The sequence below is a fragment of the Elioraea sp. genome (genome assembly GCF_051860475.1).
Lineage (GTDB): Bacteria > Pseudomonadota > Alphaproteobacteria > Acetobacterales > Acetobacteraceae > Elioraea.
The window spans coordinates 1-22,928 of record NZ_JBHYDW010000040.1; the positions used below are offsets into that span (position 1 = coordinate 1).

Here is a 22,928-nt window from a genome sequence, read left to right on the forward strand (position 1 = left end):
GCCCTTGGCCCCCGCGGTTCTCGTCACGCCGCCTGCTTCGCCAGATGCCCCCGCGCCACCAGCGTCTCGGCGATCTGCACCGCGTTCAGCGCCGCGCCCTTGCGCAGGTTGTCGCTGACGCACCAGAACGCGAGCCCGTGCGGCACGGTCGGGTCCTTGCGCAGGCGGCTGACGAACACCTCGTCCTCGCCGGCGGATTCCACCGGCGTGATGTAGCCGCCGTCCTCGCGCCGGTCGATCACCGCCACGCCAGGGGCCTTGCGCAGCGCCTCGCGTGCCTCACTGGCCGTGATCGGGCACTCGAACTCAACATGCACCGCCTCGGCGTGGCCGACGAACACCGGCACACGCACGCAGGTGGCGATCACGGCGATGTCGGGGCCGAGGATCTTCTTCGTCTCGACCACCATCTTCCACTCCTCCTTGGTCGAGCCGTCGTCCATGAACCTGTCGATGTGCGGGATGCAGTTGAACGCGATCGGCTTCGTGAACTGCTCCGGCGTCACCGCGTCATTCACGAAGGCGCCCTTGGTCTGGGCGTAGAGCTCGTCCATCCCCTCCTTGCCCGCGCCGGAGACCGACTGATAGGTCGCGACCGAGACGCGCCTGATCGTGGCGATCTCGTGCAGCGGCTTCAGCGCGACCGCCATCTGGATGGTCGAGCAGTTCGGGTTGGCGATGATGTTGCGCTTGCGGAAGCCCTTCAGCGCCTGCGGGTTCACCTCCGGCACCACCAGCGGCACGTCCGGCTCCATGCGGAACTGGCTGGTGTTGTCGATCACCACGCAGCCGGCGGCGGCCGCACGCGGCGCATGAACCGCCGAGACCGACGCGCCCGGGCTGAACAGGCCGATCTCGACGCCCTTGAAGTCGAAGGTCTCGAGGTTCTGCACCTTGAGCACCTGCGTCTCGCCGTAGCTGACCTCCTGCCCGGCCGAGCGGCCAGAGGCGAGCGCGATCACCTCGGTCGTGGGGAAGCTCCGCTGGGCAAGCGTCTTCAGCAGCTCGCGCCCCACCGCTCCGGTGGCGCCGACCACTGCGACCCTGTATCCCATGGCACATCCTCCTCGGGCAGAACGAGGCGGGACTGTTACGGGCCGGGGCGGCGCGGCGCAAGCGGATCGGCGGATGCCAGCCGTGCGCCCGATGCGAGCCACACGCCGGCGGTCAGCACCGCCATGCCGGCCGCCTCGGGCGGGGATGGCACCTCGCCGAGCACAGCCACGCCCGCCAGCGCGGTCAGGATGGGTGTCAGCGCACCGGCCGCCGCCGCCCGGGCCGCGCCCAGCCGGATCAGGCCGAGGTTGAACACGAAGATCGAGAGCGTCGCGCCGACGCCGCCGTGCAGCGCGGCCTGGATCGCGATCTCCCGCCAGGGTGCGGCGAGGAAGCGCGGACCGGCGAGCAGCAGATAGGGCGGCAGGTAGACCAGGGCCGAGCCGATCGTGCTGATCGCCACGGCATCGAGGGCGGCCAGACGGGCGCCGCGCGCGGTGACGTTGTAGCCGGCCCAGAGCAGTCCCGCGGCGGTGAACAGCAGGTGCCCGATCCAGCTGCGCCCGCCCCAGGCCCCGCCGAGGCTCGCGAGCACGATCGCCGTCGCCCCGCCCGCGATCATCGTCAGCCCGAGCACGCTGCGCGGCCGCAGCCGCTCGCCGATCAGCCCATGCGCGAGCAGCCCGGTGAACACCGCGCCGAGCGGGCTCGTCATCGCGCCCGAGTGCGCGGCCGGGGCGAACACCAGCCCGCCGGTGTTGCACAGGCTGAACGCGAAGCCCGAGCCGGCGATGATCGCGGCGAGCGTCGGTACGGTCAGCCGCCGCACGGGGGGCGGGCGCGCCGCGGCGTAGGGCAGCATCAGCGCCGCCGCGGTCAGGAAGCGCAGCGCGACGATGTCGGCGGGATCCAGGGTCGCGCTGCCGAGCAGCAGGCGAGTGGCGACCGCCCACCCCGCCCACATCGAGACCGCGCCGAACGCGGCGAGCCAGCCCCAGGCCTCGCTGGTCACATGGCGGCCCGGGGTGCGCCGCAGCAAAAGGCCCGGGCCGTGCGGGCCCGGGCCGGATGTCTGACGGCCGCCGATGGTCCGGCGGCGCGCCGCATCACGCCATGATCAGGTTGTCGGCGATCTGGAAGCCGTTCTCGCGGAACCAGCGCGCCGCCCCGGGATGGAACGGCAGGAAGGAGTTCTTGGTGACGTTCTCGGGCACCGTCTCCTTCGCGGTCGAGATCGCCTGCACCAGCGCGGCGTTCTGGGTCATGATCGACTTCACGATCTCGTAGACGAGATCCTCCGGCAGGTCCTTGTGGCCGATCGAGAAGTTGTACACGCCGACGATGTTCATCGGCCCCTGCACCGACCGGTAGGTGCCAGCCGCCACTGTGCCCTTCGACAGTTCCGGCAGCGCTTTGACGATCGTGTCCATCTGGGCGTCGGTGAAGCCGAAGATGGTCACCTCGTTGGTGGTCTCGATCTCGCTGAAGGCGGGGATCGGCACGCCGGCGGCGAAGGCGAAGCAGTCGAGCAGCCCGTCCGACACCTGGCCGATCATGTCCGAGCCCGAGCCGTAGCCGATCCGGCTTGGCGTCACGTTGAGCGCGCGCAGGATCAGCGGCCAGTAGGTGCCCGGCGTGCCGCCGCGCGGGCCGACGCCGACGCTCTTGCCGGCAAGCTGGGTCACGTTGGTGATGCCCGAGCGCCGCAGCGCCACCGCATGGAACGGCGTGTCGTACATCGGGAACAGCGCGCGGATGTTGCGGAACTTGTTGCCGCGGGTCCACTCGCCCTGGCCTTCCCAGGCCTGCAGCGCCACGCCCATCGTCACCATGCCGAGCTCGACCTGCTTCTGGTCGACCAGCACGATGTTCTGGTTCGGGCCCTGGGTGGTGCGATAGCTGATGTTGACGCCTGTCGCCTGCGCGGCGAGCTGACCCCAGGCCGGGCCATAGACGGCGTAGGTGCCGCCTGGCGCGGCCGTGCCCATGGTGATGGCGCGCGGCCAGGACGGGTTCTTCGGCTGCGCCCAGACGGCCGGGGCGGCGAGGCCGGCGCCGGCAACGGTGGTCGAGACGAGCAGGGTACGCCTGCGGATCATCGCGTGTCCTCCCAGAATGCGAGCGCAGCCACCTCTCCCGGATGTCCGCGCAGGAACCGCCTCTACATGGGGGAAATCAGGCGCGGGTGGAAGGGGGGGCCGGCGGCGGGCGGCCGGGCAGGGCCGCGCCGGCGCTCAGCCGAGGCGACGGAACCGCCGGGCGAGCCGCGCGAGCAGCGAGGCCCGGCGCGGGCGGGGCAGCGGCGGCAGCGTGGCGAACAGCGCGAGCATGACCGTCACCTCCTGACCCGGCGGCGCGGCCCGACGGAGCTGCGCCTCCGACACCCGCAGTGTCATCCCGCCCGGTTACGGAATGGTGTGTGCGACATCGTCGCCGACTCGGGTCCCGCCAATGATCAGGATGCCGGGGCGACCGGGTCAGCGGTGTGACGGCGCGGTGACACGGGCGTGAAACCCGATGCCGCCTCGCGCGCGCCTCAGCGCCACAGCTCGGTCGGCAACGGCCGCTCGAAGGGTCGGGTGCCCGCCATGCCGATGTCGCGCAGCAGATGCTCGTCGAGCTCGGCGACCGCACGCTCGGTGCGCCACGCGGCAACCGAAGCGGCGATGCGCCGCACGAGTTGCCGCGCCTGGTCGGCAAGGCCCCCGGCGGGGATGGCGGCGGCCGGCGCCGCCCGGGTGATCGTGGTCATCGTTCCTGCTCCGTGATCCTGGGATGCCGCGCCGAGGCGGATGCCCGGCGCATCAGGTCCCCAGGATCGCCCGCACGCATGTCAGGCTGATGTGCAGCGACGCGGTTTCGGGTTTCCGTCGTTGCAGGCGGGTGGCGGTGCCGCGCGGCGCGCGGTTCAGCCGGCGCGCCCGAGGCGACGCGCGAGCCGGGCGAACAGCGAGGTCCGGCGCGGGCGGGGCAGCGGCGGCAGCGTGGCAAACAGCGCGAACATGACCGTCACCTCGTTTGGCGGGCGGAGCGGCCGAAGCGCCGTCCCTACCCTCATGTCGCAGTATCGGCCGCCGTTGTTTCCGTTCGATGTGCGGCCGATCACACGCCGGGCCGACAGCCCCGTCGTCGCATTCCGGCGTCGCGCAGGTCGTGCTCCTGCGGTAACGATGGCGCACGGTCGCTGCCTTGCGTACAGTCCGACGAAGGGGAACACCGGATGTCCGACTGGTTCCTGCGCAATGTGGTCTACGGCGTGCTCGGCGCGGCGCTGACGGCGGGCGCCATCGCTTGGCTGCGGGGCGCGCTCGACCGGATCGTCCCGGCGCCCGAGGTGGTGTGGCGCCGCCTCATGCGGCTGGTCCGCGGCCTGGTACCGGCCGCCGCCGACCCCGCCGACAACCGGTTTGCGTTGCTGTTCGCGCCGCTCGATGGCGACGCGCCGAAGGAGGAGCACACGACGCGCCTTCTTGCGGCGTTCGGCGGTCTGCAGGGCTTCCGCCGGCTGCGCGCGGATGCGCCGATCCGCGTCGACGGCGAGGACCTCGACCAGGCCGAACGCGCGGCGGAGGAACGGGCGCGCGCACTCGGCCGGGCGCGCGGCGCGGATCTGGTGGTGTGGGGCGCGTTGCAGCAGGGCGGCAAGGAGATCCAGCTCTGGCTCACCCCGGCGCACGGTGCCGGCAGCGGCAGGCCGCTGCTGATCGCCGGTGGCGCGGCGGCGCCGGCGGCGGCCGAGGCGATCGCGGCCCGGCTCGCCGCGCTCGCGCTCGCGCAGTTGCCGGAGGACGACACGCGCCAGCGCTTCCTCGACGCGAGCCTCGAACACGTGCTCGCGCGGGTCGAGGCGCTGCTCGACCGTCCGCCCGAGGCGCTCGCCGCGCGGGATCGCGCCGGGCTCGAGCGCGCCCGCGCGGACGCGCTCGCGCGGCTCGGCGCGGATCTCGGCGATCCGGCGCGGCTGCGCGCGGCGCTGGCCGCCTACGAGGCGCTGCACGCGGCGGCCGAACCACCGGACCGGCCGGAGCTCGCCAAGCGGATCGGCGAGGCGACGGCGGCGGCGGCCCTGCTGGCGGCGGATCGGGCCTTGCTCGCCGTGGCCGAGGCCCGGCTCGACGAAGCGGCACGCGGGCTCGGGCTGCGCGGCGGCGGCACCCTCGCCGAGGCGCACGATGCGCTCGGCCGGGTGCGCTACTGGCGCGCCGTGCTCGACGGCGATCCGGCCCTGTTCGATGCGGCGGCTGAGGCGTTCCGCGACGCGGCCAGCGGGTTTGCCGCCGCCGACCTGCCGTTGCGCGAGACCGACGCGCAGATCGCCCTGGCGCTGATCGAGGCCGCACGTCTGGTCCGGAGCGGCGATCCCGCCGGGATGGAGCAGGCGGCCGAGGCCCTGCGCCAGGCCCTCGGCGCGGATGCGACGCAGCAGCCGCGCCGGCAGGCGCTTGCCGGCGTGACGCTCGCGAGGATCGAGGCCGGGCTCGCGCAGGAGCGCGGGGATGCGGAGGCGCTCGACGCGGCCGCGCGGCGCGCCGCCTCGGTGGTGTCGGCGATCCCACGCGACCGCGCCCCGCTCGCCTGGGCCGAAGCGCGCGCCATGCAGGCCTCCGCGGAGGCCGCGCGCGCCTATTTCCGCGGCGATGGCGCGGGGCTCGATGCGGCGCGGCGCGGCATCGACGACGCGCTCGGCGCGCTGCCCGCGGCCCCGCCGTTCTTCAGGATCGAACGCGCGCGGCTCTCCCTGCTGCTCGCCGAGTACCAGGGCGACGCCGCCGGGGCCGAGGCCGCCCGTGCCGATGCCGAGGCGACCGTCGCGGCGATCGGCGATGGCTGGCCGGAGCTCGGCCTGGAGGCGGCGTTGGTCTCGGTCCTCGCCCTTGCGCTCGCTGGCCGCCTGCGGGGGGACGCGGCCGGGCTGGAGCGCGCGGCCGCCGAGGCGGGCGCGCTCGCCGAGGCGGCCGAGGCGCGTGGCATCGTGCCGATGCGCATCCGGGCGGCCGTGGTCGCCCTGATGAACGCCGCTGCCGCTGCCGCGGCGCGGCAAGATGCCGCGGGCATGACCTCGGCCGCGGCGCGCCTCGCCGCGCTCGCCGACGAGATCCCCCGCACGGTCCGTCCCGGCGAGTATGCGCGGGTGATGACTGCGCGCGCCGGCATCCTCTCGGACGTCGCGCGGATCGTCCCGCCCGACGCCGCGCAGGCGGCCTGGCGCGCGGCGGGCGACGCGCTCGACGCCGTGCTCGCGGTCACGTCCGCGGACCGCCAGCCGTTCGCGCACGCCCTGATCCGGATGCTGTCTTCCGAGGCGGCGATGCGGTCCGCGGAGCCGGATACGCTGGACCAGGCCGCCGCGCGGGTGATCGAGGACGCGCGCGCGGTGGAGCGGCAGGGCCAGAGCGTGATGGCGTCGAACGCGCACCTGCTGCGCGCCGAGGCCATGCTCATCCGCGCCGATCACGCCCGGGACCCGGCGCAGGCCGCCGCGGCGCGCGAGAGCTTCCATTCGGCTTTCAATACGATTCCGGTCAGCCAGGCTCCGCTCCGGGCACGCGCCGCATTCGGATGGCTGGAGGCGGCACGCCGGACGATGGGACCGGGACCGGCGGCGCAGGTTACGGGCGAGGCGGCACGTGCCCTCGCCGCGGTGCTCGACGAGGGGGGTGGAGTGCCAAGGCCGTCGGTTGCGACCGGGAGACTCGCCGCGGGCATCAGCCTCGTCGATGTCGGGGCCCTTGCCGGCGACCGAGAGTTGCTCCAGCGCGGCCTGACGTCGCTGCGGCAGGCGGCAGGCGAGTCCGCGATGCCGGACGGGTTCCGCGCCGAGGCCACCGCCACCCTCGCCCGCGCGCTCTCCCATGCCGCGGGGATCGCGCCCGACCTGGTGGGGCCAGGCGAGATCGCCGCGACGCTGCGCCGGGCGGGCGATCTCGCCGAGGCCGCCGGCCATCCGGACCACGCCGCCGAGTTCCGCCGCATGGCGTCGGAGGCGCCCCCCTGACACGCCCTTGGCGGCACCGGAAGTCCACGCCACTCTCCGCCCCGCATGCACGCGCCAGCCGGTCCGCCGGCCCCCCACCCGGCACCGCTCGGCACCATCCTGCGCCTGTCGCTGCCGACGATCGGCGTCGCCTTCGCCCAGGCGGCCTGCCAGACCGCCGAGGTGTGGTTCATCGGCCGGCTCGGCACCGCGCCGCTCGCGGGATATGCGCTCGTCCTGCCGCTGCTGCTGCTGATGCAGATGATGAGCACCGGCGCGATGGGCGGGGGCGTGTCCTCGGCGATCGCGCGCGCGCTCGGCGCCGGGCGGCGCGACGAGGCCTCCGCACTCGTGCTGCATGCGGCGATCATCGGCATCGGCTTCGGCCTCGCCTTCACGGTGCTGATCGGGCTGTGGGGACCCGCGCTGTTCCGCCTGATGGGCGGCACCGGAGAGGCGCTGGCGAACGCCACCCTCTATGCGCGCGTGCTGTTCGCGGGTTCGGTGCTGGTGTGGCTCGCGAACACGCTCGCGGCCGCGCTGCGCGGCGCCGGCAACATGCGCCTGCCCGCGCTGATCATGCTCGGCGTCTGGGCGGTCGATGCGCCGCTCTCGGCCGCGCTGATCCTGGGCACCGATCTCGGCATCGCCGGCGCGGGGATCGCCTATGTGGTATCGTTCGCGCTCGCGACCGCCGCGATGGGGGCGGCGATCCTGCGCGGCGGCGCGGGGTTCCGGCCGTCCCTGCGCGCCCCGCTCGCTGCGCGGCTGTTCGGGCGCATCCTCTCGGTCGGGCTGGTCGCCTCGGTGATGGCGACGATCGCCAACCTCACCACGGTGCTGGTGACCGCGCTGGTCGGCCGGCACGGCACCGCGGCGATCGCGGCCTTCGGCGTCGGCGTCCGCTTCGAGTTCCTGATGATCCCGCTCGCCTACGGAATCGGCGCGGCGCTGACCGCGCTGGTGGGGATGCGCGTCGGCGCCGGAGACTGGGAGGGGGCCCGCGTCACCGCCTGGCGTGGGGGGCTGATGGCAGGCGCGATTGCAGGCGCGATCGGGCTGACGGTCGCAGTGTTCCCGGGCGTCTTCGCCGGGCTGTTCGCGACCGAGCCCGCGGTGCGCGAGGCGATCCGGCTCTACCTCGTGATCGTCGGGCCGTCCTTCGCGGCCCTCGGGCTCGGCATGGCGCTCTACTTCGCGAGCCAGGGCGCCGGGCGGATGCGGGTGCCGTTCGTCGCCGCGCTGGTGCGGATCGGTGTGGCGGCGGGCGGCGGTGCACTGGGGGGTGACCGCTTCGGCCTGCCCGGCCTGTTCGCCTGTGTCGCCCTCGGGCTCAGCGGCTACGGGGCGATCGTCGCGTCCTCGGTGCGGCCGGGCGTCTGGCGCGTGCGCTGAGTGCCGCGCGGCGTCAGACGTAGCCCGAGCCGCCGCAGCGGCGGCACATGACCTGGCCGCCCGAGCAGCCGCAGGGCGAGCGCTCGGTGACATACTCGGTGTTGCCCTGCCAATCGACGCGGGAGTAGCTGCTGGTGTGGTAGCCGTAGCCGCCGCAGGCGCCGCAGCTGGTGCTGCCCATGCCGCTGCACGCCGCGCATTGGCGGCGCTGCGCCGCCGGCGCGGCCGGGCGTCGAGCGGGCGCCGACGGCCGCTGCGGCGGCCGGGCATGCTGGCGCGCCGCCTGCTGCCGACGCTGCTCGTCGGCTGCTCCCTTCAGCCGGGTCGCCGCCTGCACGAGGAGCTGCTCCGACTTCGCCAGCTCGGGCTTCAGCAACTCCAGCCCCGAATCGCCCAGCAGCTGTTCGAGAAACGTCAGTGGCGGGGCGAGGTCGATCCGGATGAGCGGGTTCGGCTCGACCTGCACCATCCGGATGGCGTTGAGGGCGAGGTAGGCGTCGTCGAGGAGTCCAAGCTCGCCGAACACAGCCTCCGGCAGCACGTCCACGGGATTGACGAAATACGCCTCGGCATGCTCGAGCATCGGCTCGACCAGAGCGGAGAGGCCCTGCTGCTGCGCGGCCGCGCGCACGCGGTCGAGCAGGGTCGGCACGGCGTCCAGGATCTCGCGGCAGAACGCGAGCGCATCGTCGACCTCCGCAGCGGTCGCGCCCGTGCCCATCCGGTTGCGCACTGCGTTCGCAAGCAGCACCCTGCCAGGAGCCCGCGCGCGCTGCTGCGCGATGATCGTCCGGATCGTTCCCGTCTGTGACATCCGTACCCCCCGGTGCGCGCGGACGCGTCCCCCGCGCATCGATGCAGGATGACGGGATCGGGTGGCTGGGGGAAGCTGGCACACCGGAGCGGGGACCAGCGGGAACGCTCCTCCGAGCGAGCGGAGCGCAGGGGGGTGTGGGGGGACCAGCGTGGTCCCCCCACTATTCTCCTGTTGGGGGCCAAGGGCCATTGGCCCTTGCCCCCAAACCCCCAATCCCAATGAACTACTCCAGGCGGATGTTCTTCTCGCGGATCAGCTTGCCCCACTGGTCGTAGTCGCGCTGCTGAAGGAAGCGCGCGCGCAGGACCATGCCGGGGTGTGCGACGTGATCGAGTACGGTGTCGTAGCGGTCGCGGTGCCGATCCGCGACGCGGCCGGCCGGGTGTTCGCCGCGATCAACTGCTCGGCCGACTCCACGCGCGTGCGCCTGCCCGAGATGATCGCGACGCGCCTGCCGGCACTGCGCGCGGCGGCGGGCGAGATCGGCGCTGCGCTGGAGCGGTTTCCCGCCCTCGCCCACTCGGTCGGGGTTTAGCCCTCAGAGCGTCGGCCGGCCCGCCACCGCGACCGACAGCGCCTCCGCGTCGAACAGCCGCCGCGCGGTGCGCCGCGCCTCCTCGGGCGTCACGGCGGCAAGCCGCGCGAGCCGGCCCGCCAGCCACTCCGGCCCGCGCCCGAGCTGCTGCAACGCCACCAGCGTGCCGGCGATCTGCGGCGTCGAGGTGAAGCCGAGCGGGAACGAACCCGACAGGAACGCCTTGCCGGCGGCGACCTCGTCCTCGCTCGGCCCGTCGGCCGCCATGCGCGCCCACTCGGCACGGAGCAGCGCGAGCGTCTCGCCGAAGCGCGGGTTCTCGGTCGAGACCGAGCCCAGCAGCAGAGCCGCGCCGCGGAACGGCACGAGCGCGGTGCCGATGCCGTAGGTGAGGCCGCGCTTCTCGCGGATCTCGGTCATCAGCCGCGAGGAGAAGCCGCCGCCGCCGAGGACCCAGTTCACCACCTGCGCCGCTTCCCAGTCGGGGTCCTCGGGCGCGATCGCGCCGTGGCCGAACAGCGCGGCGGCCTGCGGCGCGTCGCGCTCGATCACCGCGAGGCCGAAGGCGCGGGGCGCCGGCATGGGCGGCACCGGCGCCGCCTCGCCCGCCGGCACGGCCTCGGCGAAAGCGCGATCCAGAAGCGCACCGAGCCCGTCCGCGTCGATGGCGCCGGCCGCCGCCGCGACCAGGCTGCCGCGGCGGAGCTGCGCCGCCATGGCGGCGCGCAGATCGTCGCGGCCGAGCGGGGCGATGCCCTCCTCGGTGCCGCCCGCCGGGCGCGCGAAGGGATGGCCCGGCACGCTTTCCGCCCACCAGCGGCGCGCGGCCAGCGTGCGCGGCTGCTCGGCCTCGCGCCTGAGTGCGAGCGTCTTCTGCGCCTTCACCCGCGCCACCGCCTCGCCGTCGAAGCGCGGCTCGGCCAGCACCAGCGCCAGCATCTCCGCACCGAACGCGCGCTCGCCCTCGAGCACCCGGAGCGTGCCCGCCAGCGCGTTACGGTCGGCGTCGAAGGAGAGGCTGACCGCGCGATCCCGCAGCAGGGAGGAGAAGGCGGCCGTGTCGTAGGGGCCGGCCCCCTGGGTGAGCAGGCTCGCGGCGAGATCCGCCCGTCCCTCCTGGCCGGCCGGGTCGAGCGCGGCGCCGCCGGCGAAGGCGAAGGAGAGCGCGATCACCGGCACCGAGCGGTCCTCGATCAGCCAGGCAGGGATCCCGCGCGGCGAAACGACCGTCTGCACCGGCACCGACCAGCCGGCGCCGGGTGCGGCGTCGGACCGGGCGGTCATGCGCGGCGCTCGCCGGGCGTCAGCCAGCCGGTCACCGCGGCGTCGCGCAGCAGCACCGCGCGCGCCGCCTCGACCACGCGGTCGGGTGTTACCGTCGCGATGCGCGCCGGCCACTGCTCGACATGATCGAGCGGCAGATCGACCGCGAGGGTGGCGCCGATCGCCCGCGCCCCGCCCATCAGGGAGTCGCGCGCAAAGGCCGCGCCTGCGGTCATCTGCCGGATCGCGCGCGCGACCTCCTCCTCCGTCACGCCCGCATCGAGCAGGCGCGCGATCAGCTCGCCGGCCGCCTCTTCCACCCGCGCCGGCTCGACGCCCGGGCGCGGGCTGGCGTAGAGGCCGAACTCGCTGGGATCGACCGAATCGCCGCCATAGGAGGCCGAGGCCGAGGCCGCGAGGCCGGAATCGACCAGCGCGCGCCAGAGCCGGCTGGTCGGGCCCGAGCCGAGCACATGCGCGAGCACCTGGAGGGCGTCGGCCTGCCCGGGCTCGGCGCGCGCCGTGGGCGCGAGGTAGAGCCGCGCCATCTGCGGCTCACGCACCCGCGGATCGGGAAGCGCAAGGCGCCGTTCGCCCGCGGGCGGTGGCTCCTGCGGGCGCAGCCGCTCGACGCGCGCGCTCGCCGGCACCTGGCCGTATGTCGTCTCGGCGAGGCGGCGCACCTGGTCGGTGGTGACATCGCCCTGCACCACCAGGATCGCGTTGCCCGGGCCATAGAACCGCTCATGGAACCGGAGCAGTTCCTCGCGCGGGATCGCGCGGATCTCGTGCTCCCAGCCGATGATCGGGCGGCCATAGGGATGGTTCAGGTAGAGCAGCGTGGCGAGGCGCTCGCGGAAACGGCGCGTCGGCACGTTGTCGATCACCTGGCGCCGCTCCTCGAGGATGACGAGCCGCTCGGACTCGGTCTCCTGCGGATCGATCACAAGGTTCGCCATGCGGTCCGCCTCCATCCGCATGACGAGCTCCAGCCGATCGGCGGCGACCTGCTGGAAGTAGCCGGTATAGTCGTGGCCGGTGAAGGCGTTGTCGCGCCCGCCCTCACGCGCCACGCGGCGCGAGAACTCACCGGGGCCGAGCGTCGCGGTGCGCTTGAACATCATGTGCTCGAGGAAATGCGCCATGCCGGAGAGGCCGGGCGGCTCGTCCGCGCCGCCGCAGCGGTACCAGACCATGTGCGCGACCACCGGGGCGCGGCGCATCGGGATCACCGCCGCGGTCAGCCCGTTCGGCAGCGTGAAGGTCTCGGCGCCGAACACCGGCGCGCCGGTCGGACGGGCCGGCGCAGGAGCGGACGCGCCGAGCATGGCAGCAGCAGGCAGGCCGGCGATCACGCTGCGGCGGTCAAGGTCGGTCATGGGCACCTCCGCGCGCAGACATGGCCGTGAGGCAGCAGGTCGTCCACCCGCGAGGGCGTGAGGAGGCTCAGAACAGGCCTTCGAGCAGGCCCCGGCGCTGGCGCTGGATGATCGGCGTGTCGCCGACCGTGGGCTCGCGGCCGAGCGCTGCGGCCTCGCGCAGCCGCTGCGCCTCGCGTGTCGGGTCGAGCACCGCGGAGGGATCCTCCGGACGGCGCCAGAAGATCAGCCGGTCCGCCAGGGTCCGGCTGCGCTCGGTGAGCAAGGTGGTGTCGGCCTCGACCCGCTCGCGCAGGTCGGCCGGCGGGCGCGGGCCGGCGGCGGCGAGCAGCGCGGCCTCGCCCGGCGTGGCGCCGGTCCGCGGCTCCACCGGCACGGTAGCCGTGACCGTGCGTGCGACCAGCAGGCCCTGGGCCTGCTCGCGGATGGACGGCTCCTGGGGCCGCGGTGCGCCGGGGCGCGGCGGGCGGAGCGAGAACTCGGGGGGCACTGAGAGCGGTGCCTGGGTCTGCACCTGGAACTCGTCCGGCGGGTCGCGCACGAAGCCGAAGGTGCGCGCCGTATCGCCGCCGCACGCCGCGAGCAGCGGCGCGCCGAGCGCAAGGGCGAGCAGGAGGCGACTCGTCATGCCCCCTCCCTAGCGCCGGGCTGTGGCCGGAGCAAGGCGTGGGCGAGCAGCAGGATGACGCCGGTCACGATCGCGCTGTCGGCGACATTGAACACGTACCAGTGCCACCCGAAGGCGTGCAGGTCGACGAAGTCCACCACGGCGCCGAAGCGGACGCGGTCGATCACGTTGCCGATCGCACCGCCGAGCACGAGTCCGATCGCGAGCGCAGTCCAGCGGTCCGGCGCGCGGGCGAGCCAGACCGTGAGCGCCGCCACCACGGCGAGCGCGATCGCGGCGAGCGCCCAGGGGTGCCACCAAGCATCGCCAGCGAGCAGGCCGAAGGTCACGCCGCGATTCCACACCATGGTCAGGTTCATGAACGGCGTGACGACGATCTGCCCGAGTTCGGGCAGCCGGACGACCTCCAGGATCCACCACTTGGTGGCCTGGTCGAGGATCAGGACGACTGCGGCGAGCGCGAGGCCGAGGCGGAGCATACCCCTCACCCTGCCCCAGGGTCGCACGATGCGCCATCGTCTTCCCTCCTCCCGTCGACCCCCCCACCGACTCCCAGACCGCCTCGCCTCGGCGAGGCTGCCGCATGGCGGGAGAAGGTCAGCGTCAGCGCATCTACACCACCTGGTTGCGTAATGTCGTCTCGCCGCGCCACAGCCGATCGAGATTCTCCAGCAGCAGGTCGATCACCGCGTCCTCGTAGCGGCGGGTCTCGCCGCCGGTATGCGGCGTGATCAGCACATTCGGCAGCGTCCAGAGCGGACTCGTCTCCGGCAGCGGCTCCTCGACCGTGACGTCGAGTGCGGCGGCCGAGAGATGCCCCGCCTTCATCGTCTCGATCAGGGCCGCCTCGTCCACCACCTTGCCGCGCGCCAGGTTGACGAGCTGCGCGCCGGGCTTCATCGCGCCGAGGGCCTTGGCGTTCACCAGCCCCGTGGTCTCCGGCGTCAGCGGACAGGTGAGCGCGACGATGTCCGCCCTGCCCCAGAGCGAGGGCAGCGCGTCGAAGCCGTGGATCTCATCGGCGCCCTGCGCGCCGGCCGACGGATCGCGGCGCACGCCGATCACGCGCATGTCGAACGCCTTGGCGAGCCGCGCGAGCCGCCCGCCGATGCGGCCGATGCCGACCACCAGCAGCGTCTTGCCGCCGAGCTCGTCCTCTCGCTGCGAGAGATCGCCGATCATGCCGCGCCAAGATCGCTTGCCCTGGTTCTGGACCGCCTCGGGAATGCGCCGCGCGATCGCCAGGATCAGCGCCATGCCGTGCTCGGACACCGCGTTCGCGTTGGCACCCTGCGCACTCGCGAGCCTGACCTTGTGCGCGGCCAGCACCTGCTTGTCGTACTGATCGACCCCGGCGCTGATCGACTGGATGAAGCGCAGCCTGGTCGCTTTCGGCGCGAGGTCGTTCTTCCACATGCCCGAAACGACCACCACGTCGGCCTCGCCAATCCGCGCCTCCATCTCCTCGCGGTCGCGGACCTCGTAGAAGCCGATCCCGGTGTTGCGCAGGGGGAAGCGCTCGCCGAAGCGATAGGCGACATGGGCGAAGCAGACCTTGAGCTGGTCCTTCGATGGCAGCATCAACTTCCTCCCTCAGCGATCGAGATCGAACGGATCGTCCACGGACTTGCACGGCGTGGTGAACCACGCGGCCCCCGTCTCCGTGACGTGGATGTGGTCCTCGAGCCGGATGCCGCACTCGCCATAGACCGCGAGGGTCGGCTCGATCGAGCCGCACATGCCGACCTCGAGCGGCAGGTCGTTGCCCTTCACGAAATAGGGCTCCTCGTGCCCGTCCATGCCGACACCGTGACCGACACGATGCGGCAGGCCCGGCACCTTGTAGCCGGGGCCGAACCCGGCCTGCACGATCACCGCGCGCGCCGCGTCGTCGAGCGCGCCGCAGGCGACGCCCGGCCGCGCGACCGCGAAGGCTGCGGCCTGGCTCGCCTTGGTGGTGTTCCAAAGGAAGCGCTGCCGGTCGGTCGGTTCGCCGAACACGTAAGCGCGCGTGATGTCGCTGCGATAGCCGTGCAGTGCCGCACCGCAGTCGATCAGCACGACGTCGCCCTGCTTCAGTGTCTGCGCATAGGGCACGCCATGCGGATACGCCGAGGCCTCGCCGAACAGCACGATGTTGAACGGGCAGCCGCCGTCGAAGCCGGCCTTGCGGTGCGCGGCGTCGATGAAGGACTGCACCTCGGTGGTCGGGATGCCCTCGCGCAGGATGCGCGCCGCGGCGGCGTGGATCTTCACCGTCATGCGCATCGCCTGGCGGATCAGCGCGAGCTCGTGCTCGGTCTTACGCTGGCGCAGGTAGGAGGCAATCGCGGCGGAGCGGACGAAACGGTAATCCTCACCGCCGGCCGAGCGGATCTCGTCGGCGATGAAGAAGCGCGCATGGTCATCGACGCCGATCGTGCCGGAACCGATCTGGAGTTCCCGCAGCGCATCGACGAACAGCGCATAGGGGCTCTCGTCCTCCTCCCAGCCGCGCACGGGGCCGGGGATCTTCAGCATGGTGCGGATGCGCTCGGCCTCGAACTCGGGGCAGATCCAGGTGATCTCGCCGCGCCTGGGCAGGATCGCGCCGACCATGCGCTCGGACTGGCCGTGCGATACCCCGGTGAAGTAGGCGAGGTTGGTGCTGCCGTCGAGCCAGAGCGCCTCCAGCCCGCGCTCCTCCATCAGCGTGCGTGCGGCGGCCACCCGGCGCTCGTGCTCGTCGGTCGCAATCGGTGGCACCGCGTCGCGCTCGCTCGTGATCGCGGCGAGCTCCGTCGCGGCATCCGACCCGCCGACACCGACCGTCATGCTGCAACCCCCGTCATGGCGGCGCGCACCCTGCCCCAGGCTCCGCCGGTCGTCCACCCGTTGACCCTGCCTACGCGCAGCCCGACCATCCGCGCACCACGGAGGGGAACGCCATGCCATCGACGCTGTTCCGCAACCTGCGCCTGTTCGACGGATCGACCCCGCATCTGATCGACGGCGCGGAGGTGCTGGTGGAGGGCGGGACGATCGCCGAGGTCTCCGACCGGCCGATCCGCCACGACGGCGCGCATGTGATCGATCTCGGCGGGCGGACGCTGATGCCCGGGCTGATCGACGCGCACTATCACGCCTATGCGGCGGACGCGAACATCGGCCGGCTCGACCTGATGCCGCGCAGCCTGATGGCGCTGCACGCGCGCCGCTTCCTGGAAGCCTCACTGTCGCGCGGCTTCACCACCATCCGCGACGTCGGCGGCGCCGATTTCGGCCTCGCGGTCGCCTGCGAGTCCGGGCTGATCGACGGACCGCGGCTGCTGTTCTGCGGCCGCGCGCTCTCGCCCACCGGCGGGCACGGCGACTCCCGCCCGAACGCCTGGCTCGAGCAGTTCTGCGGCTGCTGCGCGCCGGCGCTCTCGATCGGCACGATCGCCGATGGCGTGGACGAGGTGCGCCGCGCCATCCGCGGCGAGCTCAAGCGCGGTGCGCACGCGATCAAGATCATGGCCTCGGGCGGCGTCGCCTCGCCGTCGGACCCGATCTGGACCTTGCAGTACAGCGACGAGGAGATCGCCACCGCGGTGTGGGAGACGAAGGCGTGGCGCACCTACGTGGTCGCGCATGCCTACACGCCCGAGGCGATCACCCGCGCGGTCAGCCTCGGGGTGCGCTCGATCGAGCACGCCAACCTGATCGACGAGCCGACCGCGCGGCTGATGGCGGAGACGGGGGCCTTCGCGGTGCCGACCCTCGTCACCTACGACGCGCTGGAGAAGGACGGCCCGGCCATGGGCCTACCCAAGGAGAGCCAGGAGAAGCTGAAGGTGGTGCGCGCGGCGGGGCTGAAGAGCATCGAGATCCTGAAATCGGCCGGCGTGCGCATGGGCTTCGGCACCGACCTGCTCGCCGAGATGCACCGGCGCCAATCCGACGAGTTCGTGATCCGCCGCGAGGTGCTGCCGGCGGCCGAGATCCTGACCCAGGCGACCAGCGGCAACGCTGGCCTGCTCAACCGCGCGGGCGAACTCGGCACGGCCGCACGTGGCGCGGTTGCCGACCTGATCGTGGTGGACGGCGATCCGATCCGCGACATCGCCGTGCTGACCGGCCAGGGCGAGCGGATTCCGCTGGTCATGCTGGCCGGCGCGATCCGGCGCAACCGGCTGCACTGAGCGCGCTTGCGGGGCGCTCGGCCGGTTCCTAGGATCGCCGTCTGAGAGGCACGGGAGAACGGTGTGACCACGCGCGCGCTGGAGGCGGCAAGGGTCGAGGCTGCCGCAGCACCGGCGGGCGCCCATGCACGCCTGAGGCGACGGGCGGGGCGCTGGGCGCTGCGCGGTATCGCGGCGCTGGTGTTCTTCTTCATCTTCATCCCGGTGATCTTCGTGCTCTGGATCAGCCTGTTCCAGCAGCAGATCGTCTCGTTCCCGCCCGAGGGCTACACGCTGCGCTGGTACGAGAACGCCTTCGCGCGCAGCGAGTTCCGTCACGGCTTCGGGCTCAGCCTCCAGGTCGCGTTCATCGCCATGGTGATCGGCGTAACCTCGGGCGCGGCCGGCGCCTACGCGATCGTGCGGTTCCGCTTCCCCGGCCGCGAGGCGTTCAACACCCTGCTGCTTGGGCCGCTGGTCGTGCCGGGAATCGTCGCCGGCACTTCGCTCTACGTCTACTACATCATGGTCGAGAACCTGCTCGACCTCGACATGCGCGGCACGCTGCACGGGTTGGTGCTCGGCCACATCCTGCTGACCATTCCGTGGACGGTGCGGCTCGTGTCCGCCTCGCTGGTCGGGCTCGACCGCGCGATCGAGGAGGCGGCGATGAACCTGGGCGCGGGGCCCTGGACCACGTTCCGCCGCATCACCCTGCCGATGATGCGCCCCGGCCTGGTCGCGGCGAGCCTGTTCAGCTTCATCCAGTCCTTCGAGAACCTGGAGCTGACGCTGCTGCTGGTGGGACCCGGGCGCACCACCCTGCCGGTCGCGATGCTGAACTACCTCGAATTCCGCATCGACCCGACCATCGCCGCGGTCGCGAGCGTGCAGATCGTGCTGATCGGTGCGCTGATGCTGATCACCGACCGCTTCGTCAGGCTCTCGCGGGTCGTGTGAGACGATGAGCGACCTGGTCCTCGAACGTCTGCGCAAGGAGTACGGCAGCTTCGTCGCGGTGGACGACGTGTCGCTCCGCGTGGAGGAGGGCGAGCTGGTCGCGCTGCTCGGCCCCTCCGGCTGCGGCAAGACCACGACGCTGCGGATGATCGCGGGCTTCATCGAGCCGACCGCCGGGCGGATCGCGATCGGCGGGCGCGACGTGCCCTGGGACCCGCCCTATCGGCGCGACACGGGGATGGTGTTCCAGTCCTACGCGCTGTTTCCGCACATGAGCGTGGCCCAGAACGTCGCCTTCGGGCTGGAGATGCGCAAGGTGGCCCTGGCCGAGGCCGAGACGCGCGTGAAGCAGGCGCTGGAACTGGTGCGGCTCGGCCATCTCGCCGAGCGCCTGCCGCGCCAGCTCTCCGGCGGGCAGCAACAGCGCGTCGCACTCGCGCGGGCGCTCGTGGTGAACCCGGGCGTGTTCCTGCTCGACGAGCCGCTCTCGAACCTTGACGCCAAGCTGCGGCTCGAGGTGCGGGTGGAGATCCGCGAGTTGCAGAAGCGGCTCGGGCTCACCACCGTGTTCGTCACCCACGACCAGGAGGAGGCGCTGACGCTCGCCGATCGCCTGGTGGTGCTGGACCACGGCGTGGTGCAGCAGGTCGGCACGCCGGAGGAGCTCTACGAGTTGCCGGCGAACCTGTTCGTCGCCGGGTTCATCGGCCGCTCCAACGTGCTGCACGGACACCTGGTCGAGCGCGGGCGCTTCGTCAGCAAGGGCGGGCTCGCGCTTCCGGTGCCGTCCGACGGGATGGCACCGGGCGAGGTCGCGCTCGCTCTGCGACCGGAACGGATCGAGCTGGTGCCGGGCGCGTCGGATGGCGGCGTGGTCGGCCGCGTCGCGCTGATCACGTATCTCGGCGCGGCGACCGAGTATCGCGTCACGCTCTCGGGCGGCGAGACCATCACCGCCTCCGTGCCGACGCCGCGCCCGGGCGACACGCTGAAGCTGGTCTCGGCCGGCGATCCCGTGACCCTCACCTGGCCGGCGGAGACCTGCCGGCTGCTCGCGCCCGGACCGGGCGCCACACCCGACGAAGGAGGCCTGTGATGACACGACTGACGATCGGCCGCCGCGCGCTGCTCGGCGCCTCGGCCGGACTGCTCGCCGCGCCCGCGATCGTGCGCGCCCAGGGGGGCGGCCGCGTGGTGGTCGGCACCTGGGGCGGCGACTACCAGGATCTGCTGACGGCGAACATCGCGGAGCCGCTGCTGAAGCCGCAGGGGATCGAGGTGCTGTACGACGTCTCGGTGGCGCCGCCGCGCAAGACCAAGCTGCTCGCCGAGCGGATGACGCGGCGCGGCACGTTCGACGTCGCCTGCCTCTCCGACATCGACATGTTCGAGATGGCGCAGCAGAACCTGTTCGAGCAGCCGAGCGCCGATCTCGTGCCGAACATGACCAACGTGATCGAGGCGCTCAGGAAGCCCTAAGCGCTGCCGCACATCTATTCGGGCAAGGTGATCCTCTACAACCCGGACCGGATGGACAAGCCGACCTCCTACAACGACCTGTGGGATCCGAAGCTGCGCGGCCGCGTCGGCCTCGCCGACGGGCTCTACATGCAGTTCTTCGAGAGCGCGGCGCTGATCAACGGCGGCAGCCCGAGCAATTTCGAGCCGGCCAAGCCGAAGCTGCTCGAACTGAAGCGGCTGGAGCCGAAGGTCTATCCCTCGAACGAGGCGCTCGCGGCGGCGCTGAACAGCGGCGAGGTGTGGGCCACGATCATGTGGCTCGCGCGCGGCTACATGTGGAAGAAGGCCGGCATCCCGATCACCCACGCGGTGCCGAAGGAGGGCGCCACGCCGATCGTGTTCGACAAGGCGGTGCCGCGCAACGCCACCAACAAGCCGAACGGGTGGAAGTGGATGCAGGCGATGCTCGAGCCCTCCGCCCAGGGCGGCTTCGCCGAGCGCATGGGCTATGTGCCGACGGTGACGAACGCGCCGCTGCCGGACGCGCTGGCCAAGGAGATCAGCTTCACGCCCGAGGAGCAGGCGAATTTCGTCAAGCTCGACTACCAGTACATCGCCGACAACAACGCGCGCCTGCTCGACTGGTGGACGCGCGAGTTCAAGGGCTGACATGGCGACGGCGGCGGCGATCGCGGCGCGGCCGGCGGGCCGGCGGGCCGAGGCATTCAGCCTCGGCCCCTTCCTGCTCGTGCCGGCGAGCCTGCTCGTCGTCGCCTTCCTCGCCGCCCCGCTGGTCGTGCTGTTCCGCTACAGCTTCAACCGCTACAGCCCGCGCGAGTTCATGATCGACGCCTTCACGCTCGAAAACTACGCGCGGTTCTTCACCGACACCTACTTCATCGGCGTGCTGACGACGACCGTGCAGGTGGCTGCCGTATGCACCGTGGTGTCGCTGCTGTTCGCCTATCCGCTGGCCTATCTGATGGCCCGCACCGAGAGCCGCTGGAAGAGCGCGCTCGTGATCGCGGTGGTGTTCCCGCTGATGGTCGGGAATGTCGTGCGCGCGGCAGGCTGGATGGCGGTGCTCGGCAACGAGGGCATCGTCAACCACACGCTCCTGAGCCTCGGCATCATCACCCAGCCGATACGGCTGATGTACACGCCCTTCGCGGTCTATGTCGGCATCATCGCGGTGGTGCTGCCCTACATGATCCTGACCTTGCAGAGCGTGATCGAGGGGATCGGCCGCGATGTCGAGGAGGCAGCGGCGAATCTCGGTGCCGGGCCGATGACGACATTTCGGCGCGTGCTGTTGCCGCTGTCGCTGCCGGGCGTGATCGCCGGCGGCACGCTGGTGTTCATCCTGTGCATGAACGCCTACGCCACACCGGTGCTGCTCGGCGGGCCGCAGTTCAAGATGATGGCGCCCGCGCTCTATGACCAGTTCACGCGCACGACCAACTGGCCGTTCGGTGCCGCCCTCGCCTTCATCCTGATGACGTCCACGCTGGTGCTGACGATCGTCGGCACAACGATGCTGTCACGCCGGATGCATCACCGCAAGCTGGAGGCGGCGCCGCGCTGAAGCGTCGGCGCGGGCTCGTCCGCACGCTGGCCCAGCGCCAACGCCAGCAGCGGCAGCACCGCGAGTGCGGCGGCAATGCCGGCGCCGATCCCGACGGCAGCCCAGGTGAGCCAGTCGAGCGCGCCCGAGAGGTCGGCGTGCGCGGCGTTGGTGAAGCCCGGCAGGGCGGCGAGCACGCCGGCCGCGACCAGCGCGCCGAACGCGGCCGCGATGCGCACGGCGAGCCGCCAGCGCACGCCGCGCCAGAGCCCCACCACCAGCAGGGCGAGAGCCAGCACGGCAATGACGGCCGCGATCCACAGCAGCCCGCCGAACATCTCGCCGATGATCGCGGCGAGTGCCCGCGGTGCGAAGAGCTCCATCGTCGCCTCCCTCAGATCTGGCCGTGCAGCATCGCCCGGTAGATCGGGCTCAGCAGCCTGTCCTTCATGACCCAGGGCACCCAGTGCTCGGTGAGCGGATCGATGAAGGGGAAGGTCGGCGTCAGCCGGCCCTCGTAGTCGAACTCCACCAGCATCGCCCGGCCGGGCTGGGTGATCAGCGGGCAGGAGGTGTAGCCGCTATAGGTCGCATCCATGCCGCTGCCGGAAAGGAACGCGACCAGGTTCGCCGCCGCCACCGGGCACTGCGTCTTCACGCTCGCCGCCGTCTTGCCGCGCGGCACGCCGGCGACATCGCCGACCGCGAACACCTCCGGGAACTGCGCGTGCTGCAAGGTGTCGCGGTTCACCTCCACCCAACCGTCCTCGGCGAACGGGCCCGACTGCCAGGCGAGTGCGCTCTCGCGCACCGGCTTCGGCGCGGCCATCGGCGGCACCACGTGCAGGTAGTCGTAGCGGAGCGTCTTCGGCCCATCGGGCGTGCGGTAGGTCGCGGTCTTCGCGCCGGGATCGACGGCGGTGAGGGTGTGGTCGTAGGCGAAGGCGATGTCGCGCGCGCTGAACAGCTCCAGCACCTTGTCGTGCACCGGTGCCACGGAGAACAGGTTCCGGAACGGCGTGAGGTAGTGGATCTCGGCACGGCCGCGCGTGCCCGCCTCGCGTAGCCGCGCATCCCACAGCATCGCGCCCTTGAGCGGCGCGCCGGCGCATTTCATCTCGGTCGGCGGCCGGCCGTGCAGCGCGACGCCGCCGGTCTCCATGAAGCGCTGCAGCACGCGCCACGTCGCCTCCGCGCCCTCCGGCCCGGCGTAGACCGAGGCGATCCCCTCGCGGCCGATCAGCGCGGGGTCCATGCCCTCGATGCGGCTCCACTCGAGCGTGCAGCCCGTGGCGACGACCAAAGCGTCGTACGCGTGCGCCGAGCCGTCGGTCGCGACCACGCGCTTCGCCTCGGGCTCGAACGCGGCGACATCGGCGCGCAGCCAGGTGACGTCCGGGGCGACGTAGCCGGCGGTCTCGCTTATCACCTTGCCGACCGGCCAGACGCCGGCGGCAACCATGGTGAAGCCGGGTTGGTACCAGTGCGCCGCGCGCGCGCCGATCAGGGTGATGCGCGCGCCCTCCAGCATGCGCGACAGCTTCGACGCCATGGTCAGCCCGGCGGCCCCGGCGCCGGCGATGACGATGCGCGCAGGGGTGCGCAAGGGCTGGGCGCGGGCGGCGCCGGCCAGGGGGGCGGAGACCCCGAGCGCGGCGGCCGCCCTGAGCAGGTCACGGCGGCCTGGACGGAAGAGGGCGGAACCCGACATCACGCTTCCTCCGCGGTTATGTTTAACCTTCGAAGAAAGCGAATAACGCCGCCGGGGGCCCTCCGTCGTTGATCTATGTCAGGGGGGACTCAGCCGTCCTGGC

General features: G+C 72.4%; 23 protein-coding genes. 9 read left to right on the forward strand and 14 right to left on the reverse strand.

Going from position 1 to position 22,928, the window contains the following annotated elements; all coding sequences use genetic code 11:
• Window positions 1-23: 23 nt before the first annotated feature.
• From ACTIFU_RS09510 to ACTIFU_RS09530, 5 genes are all read right to left on the reverse strand, one after another.
• On the reverse strand, window positions 24-1,055 hold the full coding sequence (locus tag ACTIFU_RS09510; protein ID WP_439578063.1) for an aspartate-semialdehyde dehydrogenase: 1,032 nt from the start codon (window positions 1,053-1,055) through the stop codon (window positions 24-26).
• A gap of 35 nt (window positions 1,056-1,090) precedes the next feature.
• Window positions 1,091-2,008: a DMT family transporter gene (locus ACTIFU_RS09515; RefSeq protein ID WP_439578064.1), complete on the reverse strand. Its 918-nt coding sequence runs from the start codon at window positions 2,006-2,008 to the stop codon at window positions 1,091-1,093.
• A 94-nt stretch (window positions 2,009-2,102) separates the two neighbouring features.
• Window positions 2,103-3,095, reverse strand: a complete 993-nt coding sequence (locus tag ACTIFU_RS09520; protein ID WP_439578065.1) for a TAXI family TRAP transporter solute-binding subunit — start codon at window positions 3,093-3,095, stop codon at window positions 2,103-2,105.
• A 135-nt stretch (window positions 3,096-3,230) separates the two neighbouring features.
• Window positions 3,231-3,392: a hypothetical protein gene (locus ACTIFU_RS09525; RefSeq protein ID WP_439578066.1), complete on the reverse strand. Its 162-nt coding sequence runs from the start codon at window positions 3,390-3,392 to the stop codon at window positions 3,231-3,233.
• Window positions 3,393-3,532: 140 nt separating this feature from the next.
• Complete coding sequence (locus ACTIFU_RS09530; protein WP_439578067.1) at window positions 3,533-3,748, reverse strand: hypothetical protein; 216 nt, start codon at window positions 3,746-3,748, stop codon at window positions 3,533-3,535.
• Between the two features lie 468 nt (window positions 3,749-4,216).
• Between ACTIFU_RS09530 and ACTIFU_RS09535 the strand changes: the two genes are divergently transcribed.
• Together ACTIFU_RS09535 and ACTIFU_RS09540 are read left to right on the forward strand one after the other, a co-directional pair.
• On the forward strand, window positions 4,217-6,991 hold the full coding sequence (locus ACTIFU_RS09535; RefSeq protein WP_439578068.1) for a hypothetical protein: 2,775 nt from the start codon (window positions 4,217-4,219) through the stop codon (window positions 6,989-6,991).
• A gap of 45 nt (window positions 6,992-7,036) precedes the next feature.
• Window positions 7,037-8,365 carry an MATE family efflux transporter gene (locus ACTIFU_RS09540; protein ID WP_439578069.1) on the forward strand — a complete coding sequence of 443 codons (1,329 nt, stop codon included), beginning with the start codon at window positions 7,037-7,039 and terminating at the stop codon, window positions 8,363-8,365.
• Window positions 8,366-8,378: 13 nt separating this feature from the next.
• Here the strand turns inward: ACTIFU_RS09540 and ACTIFU_RS09545 are convergent, their stop codons facing one another.
• Entirely contained in the window at window positions 8,379-9,179 is an 801-nt protein-coding gene (locus ACTIFU_RS09545) for a DUF1232 domain-containing protein (protein ID WP_439578070.1), read from the reverse strand.
• A gap of 151 nt (window positions 9,180-9,330) precedes the next feature.
• Here ACTIFU_RS09545 and ACTIFU_RS09550 point away from each other — a divergent pair, with 151 nt between their 5' ends.
• Window positions 9,331-9,717, forward strand: a complete 387-nt coding sequence (locus ACTIFU_RS09550; RefSeq protein ID WP_439578071.1) for an IclR family transcriptional regulator domain-containing protein — start codon at window positions 9,331-9,333, stop codon at window positions 9,715-9,717.
• 3 nt (window positions 9,718-9,720) lie between these two features.
• Here ACTIFU_RS09550 and ACTIFU_RS09555 read toward each other — a convergent pair whose 3' ends face one another.
• The 6 genes from ACTIFU_RS09555 to ACTIFU_RS09580 all read right to left on the reverse strand — a co-directional run bounded on the left by ACTIFU_RS09555 (window position 9,721) and on the right by ACTIFU_RS09580 (window position 15,801).
• Window positions 9,721-11,001, reverse strand: coding sequence for a M16 family metallopeptidase (locus ACTIFU_RS09555; protein ID WP_439578072.1), 1,281 nt, complete (start codon window positions 10,999-11,001; stop codon window positions 9,721-9,723).
• Window positions 10,998-12,359: a M16 family metallopeptidase gene (locus ACTIFU_RS09560; protein ID WP_439578073.1), complete on the reverse strand. Its 1,362-nt coding sequence runs from the start codon at window positions 12,357-12,359 to the stop codon at window positions 10,998-11,000. The genes ACTIFU_RS09555 and ACTIFU_RS09560 overlap by 4 nt, the downstream gene beginning before the upstream one ends.
• 67 nt (window positions 12,360-12,426) lie before the next feature.
• On the reverse strand, window positions 12,427-12,987 hold the full coding sequence (locus tag ACTIFU_RS09565) for a DUF3035 domain-containing protein (protein WP_439578074.1): 561 nt from the start codon (window positions 12,985-12,987) through the stop codon (window positions 12,427-12,429).
• Window positions 12,984-13,466, reverse strand: a complete 483-nt coding sequence (gene lspA / locus ACTIFU_RS09570) for a signal peptidase II (RefSeq protein ID WP_439578075.1) — start codon at window positions 13,464-13,466, stop codon at window positions 12,984-12,986. The genes ACTIFU_RS09565 and lspA overlap by 4 nt, the downstream gene beginning before the upstream one ends.
• 133 nt (window positions 13,467-13,599) lie before the next feature.
• Entirely contained in the window at window positions 13,600-14,568 is a 969-nt protein-coding gene (locus ACTIFU_RS09575) for a D-2-hydroxyacid dehydrogenase (RefSeq protein WP_439578076.1), read from the reverse strand.
• A gap of 12 nt (window positions 14,569-14,580) precedes the next feature.
• Complete coding sequence (locus ACTIFU_RS09580; RefSeq protein WP_439578077.1) at window positions 14,581-15,801, reverse strand: M24 family metallopeptidase; 1,221 nt, start codon at window positions 15,799-15,801, stop codon at window positions 14,581-14,583.
• Between the two features lie 113 nt (window positions 15,802-15,914).
• Between ACTIFU_RS09580 and ACTIFU_RS09585 the strand changes: the two genes are divergently transcribed.
• The 6 genes from ACTIFU_RS09585 (at window position 15,915) to ACTIFU_RS09610 (ending at window position 21,135) form a co-directional block, all read left to right on the forward strand.
• Window positions 15,915-17,150, forward strand: a complete 1,236-nt coding sequence (locus ACTIFU_RS09585; RefSeq protein WP_439578078.1) for an amidohydrolase family protein — start codon at window positions 15,915-15,917, stop codon at window positions 17,148-17,150.
• Window positions 17,151-17,213: 63 nt separating this feature from the next.
• The gene (locus ACTIFU_RS09590; RefSeq protein WP_439578079.1) at window positions 17,214-18,089 is read left to right on the forward strand and encodes an ABC transporter permease; all 876 of its coding nucleotides are present in this window, start codon (window positions 17,214-17,216) and stop codon (window positions 18,087-18,089) included.
• Between the two features lie 4 nt (window positions 18,090-18,093).
• The gene (locus ACTIFU_RS09595) at window positions 18,094-19,185 is read left to right on the forward strand and encodes an ABC transporter ATP-binding protein (RefSeq protein ID WP_439578080.1); all 1,092 of its coding nucleotides are present in this window, start codon (window positions 18,094-18,096) and stop codon (window positions 19,183-19,185) included.
• Window positions 19,185-19,568 (forward strand): hypothetical protein, encoded by a 384-nt coding sequence (locus tag ACTIFU_RS09600; RefSeq protein WP_439578081.1) that lies wholly within the window; start codon window positions 19,185-19,187, stop codon window positions 19,566-19,568. The genes ACTIFU_RS09595 and ACTIFU_RS09600 overlap by 1 nt, the downstream gene beginning before the upstream one ends.
• A gap of 12 nt (window positions 19,569-19,580) precedes the next feature.
• On the forward strand, window positions 19,581-20,219 hold the full coding sequence (locus tag ACTIFU_RS09605) for an ABC transporter substrate-binding protein (RefSeq protein WP_439578092.1): 639 nt from the start codon (window positions 19,581-19,583) through the stop codon (window positions 20,217-20,219).
• Between the two features lies 1 nt (window position 20,220).
• Entirely contained in the window at window positions 20,221-21,135 is a 915-nt protein-coding gene (locus ACTIFU_RS09610) for an ABC transporter permease (protein WP_439578082.1), read from the forward strand.
• On the opposite strand, the gene ACTIFU_RS09615 is transcribed toward ACTIFU_RS09610, so the two are convergent.
• Together ACTIFU_RS09615 and ACTIFU_RS09620 are read right to left on the reverse strand one after the other, a co-directional pair.
• Window positions 21,105-21,497, reverse strand: a complete 393-nt coding sequence (locus ACTIFU_RS09615; protein ID WP_439578083.1) for a DUF5368 family protein — start codon at window positions 21,495-21,497, stop codon at window positions 21,105-21,107. The two genes, ACTIFU_RS09610 and ACTIFU_RS09615, sit on opposite strands and share 31 nt — an antisense overlap.
• A gap of 11 nt (window positions 21,498-21,508) precedes the next feature.
• Window positions 21,509-22,825, reverse strand: a complete 1,317-nt coding sequence (locus ACTIFU_RS09620; RefSeq protein WP_439578084.1) for an NAD(P)/FAD-dependent oxidoreductase — start codon at window positions 22,823-22,825, stop codon at window positions 21,509-21,511.
• Window positions 22,826-22,928 lie beyond the last annotated feature (103 nt).

Excerpts from the sequence above, each read along its gene's own strand:
- ACTIFU_RS09510 (WP_439578063.1), bottom strand. The coding sequence starts at position 1,055 with ATGGGATACAGGGTCGCAGTGGTCGGCGCCACCGGAGCGGTGGGGCGC.
- ACTIFU_RS09520 (WP_439578065.1), bottom strand. The coding sequence starts at position 3,095 with ATGATCCGCAGGCGTACCCTGCTCGTCTCGACCACCGTTGCCGGCGCC.
- ACTIFU_RS09525 (WP_439578066.1), bottom strand. The coding sequence starts at position 3,392 with ATGACACTGCGGGTGTCGGAGGCGCAGCTCCGTCGGGCCGCGCCGCCG.
- ACTIFU_RS09530 (WP_439578067.1), bottom strand. The coding sequence starts at position 3,748 with ATGACCACGATCACCCGGGCGGCGCCGGCCGCCGCCATCCCCGCCGGG.
- ACTIFU_RS09535 (WP_439578068.1), top strand. The coding sequence starts at position 4,217 with ATGTCCGACTGGTTCCTGCGCAATGTGGTCTACGGCGTGCTCGGCGCG.
- ACTIFU_RS09540 (WP_439578069.1), top strand. The coding sequence starts at position 7,037 with ATGCACGCGCCAGCCGGTCCGCCGGCCCCCCACCCGGCACCGCTCGGC.
- ACTIFU_RS09545 (WP_439578070.1), bottom strand. The coding sequence starts at position 9,179 with ATGTCACAGACGGGAACGATCCGGACGATCATCGCGCAGCAGCGCGCG.
- ACTIFU_RS09555 (WP_439578072.1), bottom strand. The coding sequence starts at position 11,001 with ATGACCGCCCGGTCCGACGCCGCACCCGGCGCCGGCTGGTCGGTGCCG.
- ACTIFU_RS09560 (WP_439578073.1), bottom strand. The coding sequence starts at position 12,359 with ATGACCGACCTTGACCGCCGCAGCGTGATCGCCGGCCTGCCTGCTGCT.
- ACTIFU_RS09565 (WP_439578074.1), bottom strand. The coding sequence starts at position 12,987 with ATGACGAGTCGCCTCCTGCTCGCCCTTGCGCTCGGCGCGCCGCTGCTC.
- lspA (WP_439578075.1), bottom strand. The coding sequence starts at position 13,466 with ATGCTCCGCCTCGGCCTCGCGCTCGCCGCAGTCGTCCTGATCCTCGAC.
- ACTIFU_RS09575 (WP_439578076.1), bottom strand. The coding sequence starts at position 14,568 with ATGCTGCCATCGAAGGACCAGCTCAAGGTCTGCTTCGCCCATGTCGCC.
- ACTIFU_RS09580 (WP_439578077.1), bottom strand. The coding sequence starts at position 15,801 with ATGACGGTCGGTGTCGGCGGGTCGGATGCCGCGACGGAGCTCGCCGCG.
- ACTIFU_RS09585 (WP_439578078.1), top strand. The coding sequence starts at position 15,915 with ATGCCATCGACGCTGTTCCGCAACCTGCGCCTGTTCGACGGATCGACC.
- ACTIFU_RS09595 (WP_439578080.1), top strand. The coding sequence starts at position 18,094 with ATGAGCGACCTGGTCCTCGAACGTCTGCGCAAGGAGTACGGCAGCTTC.
- ACTIFU_RS09600 (WP_439578081.1), top strand. The coding sequence starts at position 19,185 with ATGACACGACTGACGATCGGCCGCCGCGCGCTGCTCGGCGCCTCGGCC.
- ACTIFU_RS09610 (WP_439578082.1), top strand. The coding sequence starts at position 20,221 with ATGGCGACGGCGGCGGCGATCGCGGCGCGGCCGGCGGGCCGGCGGGCC.
- ACTIFU_RS09615 (WP_439578083.1), bottom strand. The coding sequence starts at position 21,497 with ATGGAGCTCTTCGCACCGCGGGCACTCGCCGCGATCATCGGCGAGATG.
- ACTIFU_RS09620 (WP_439578084.1), bottom strand. The coding sequence starts at position 22,825 with ATGTCGGGTTCCGCCCTCTTCCGTCCAGGCCGCCGTGACCTGCTCAGG.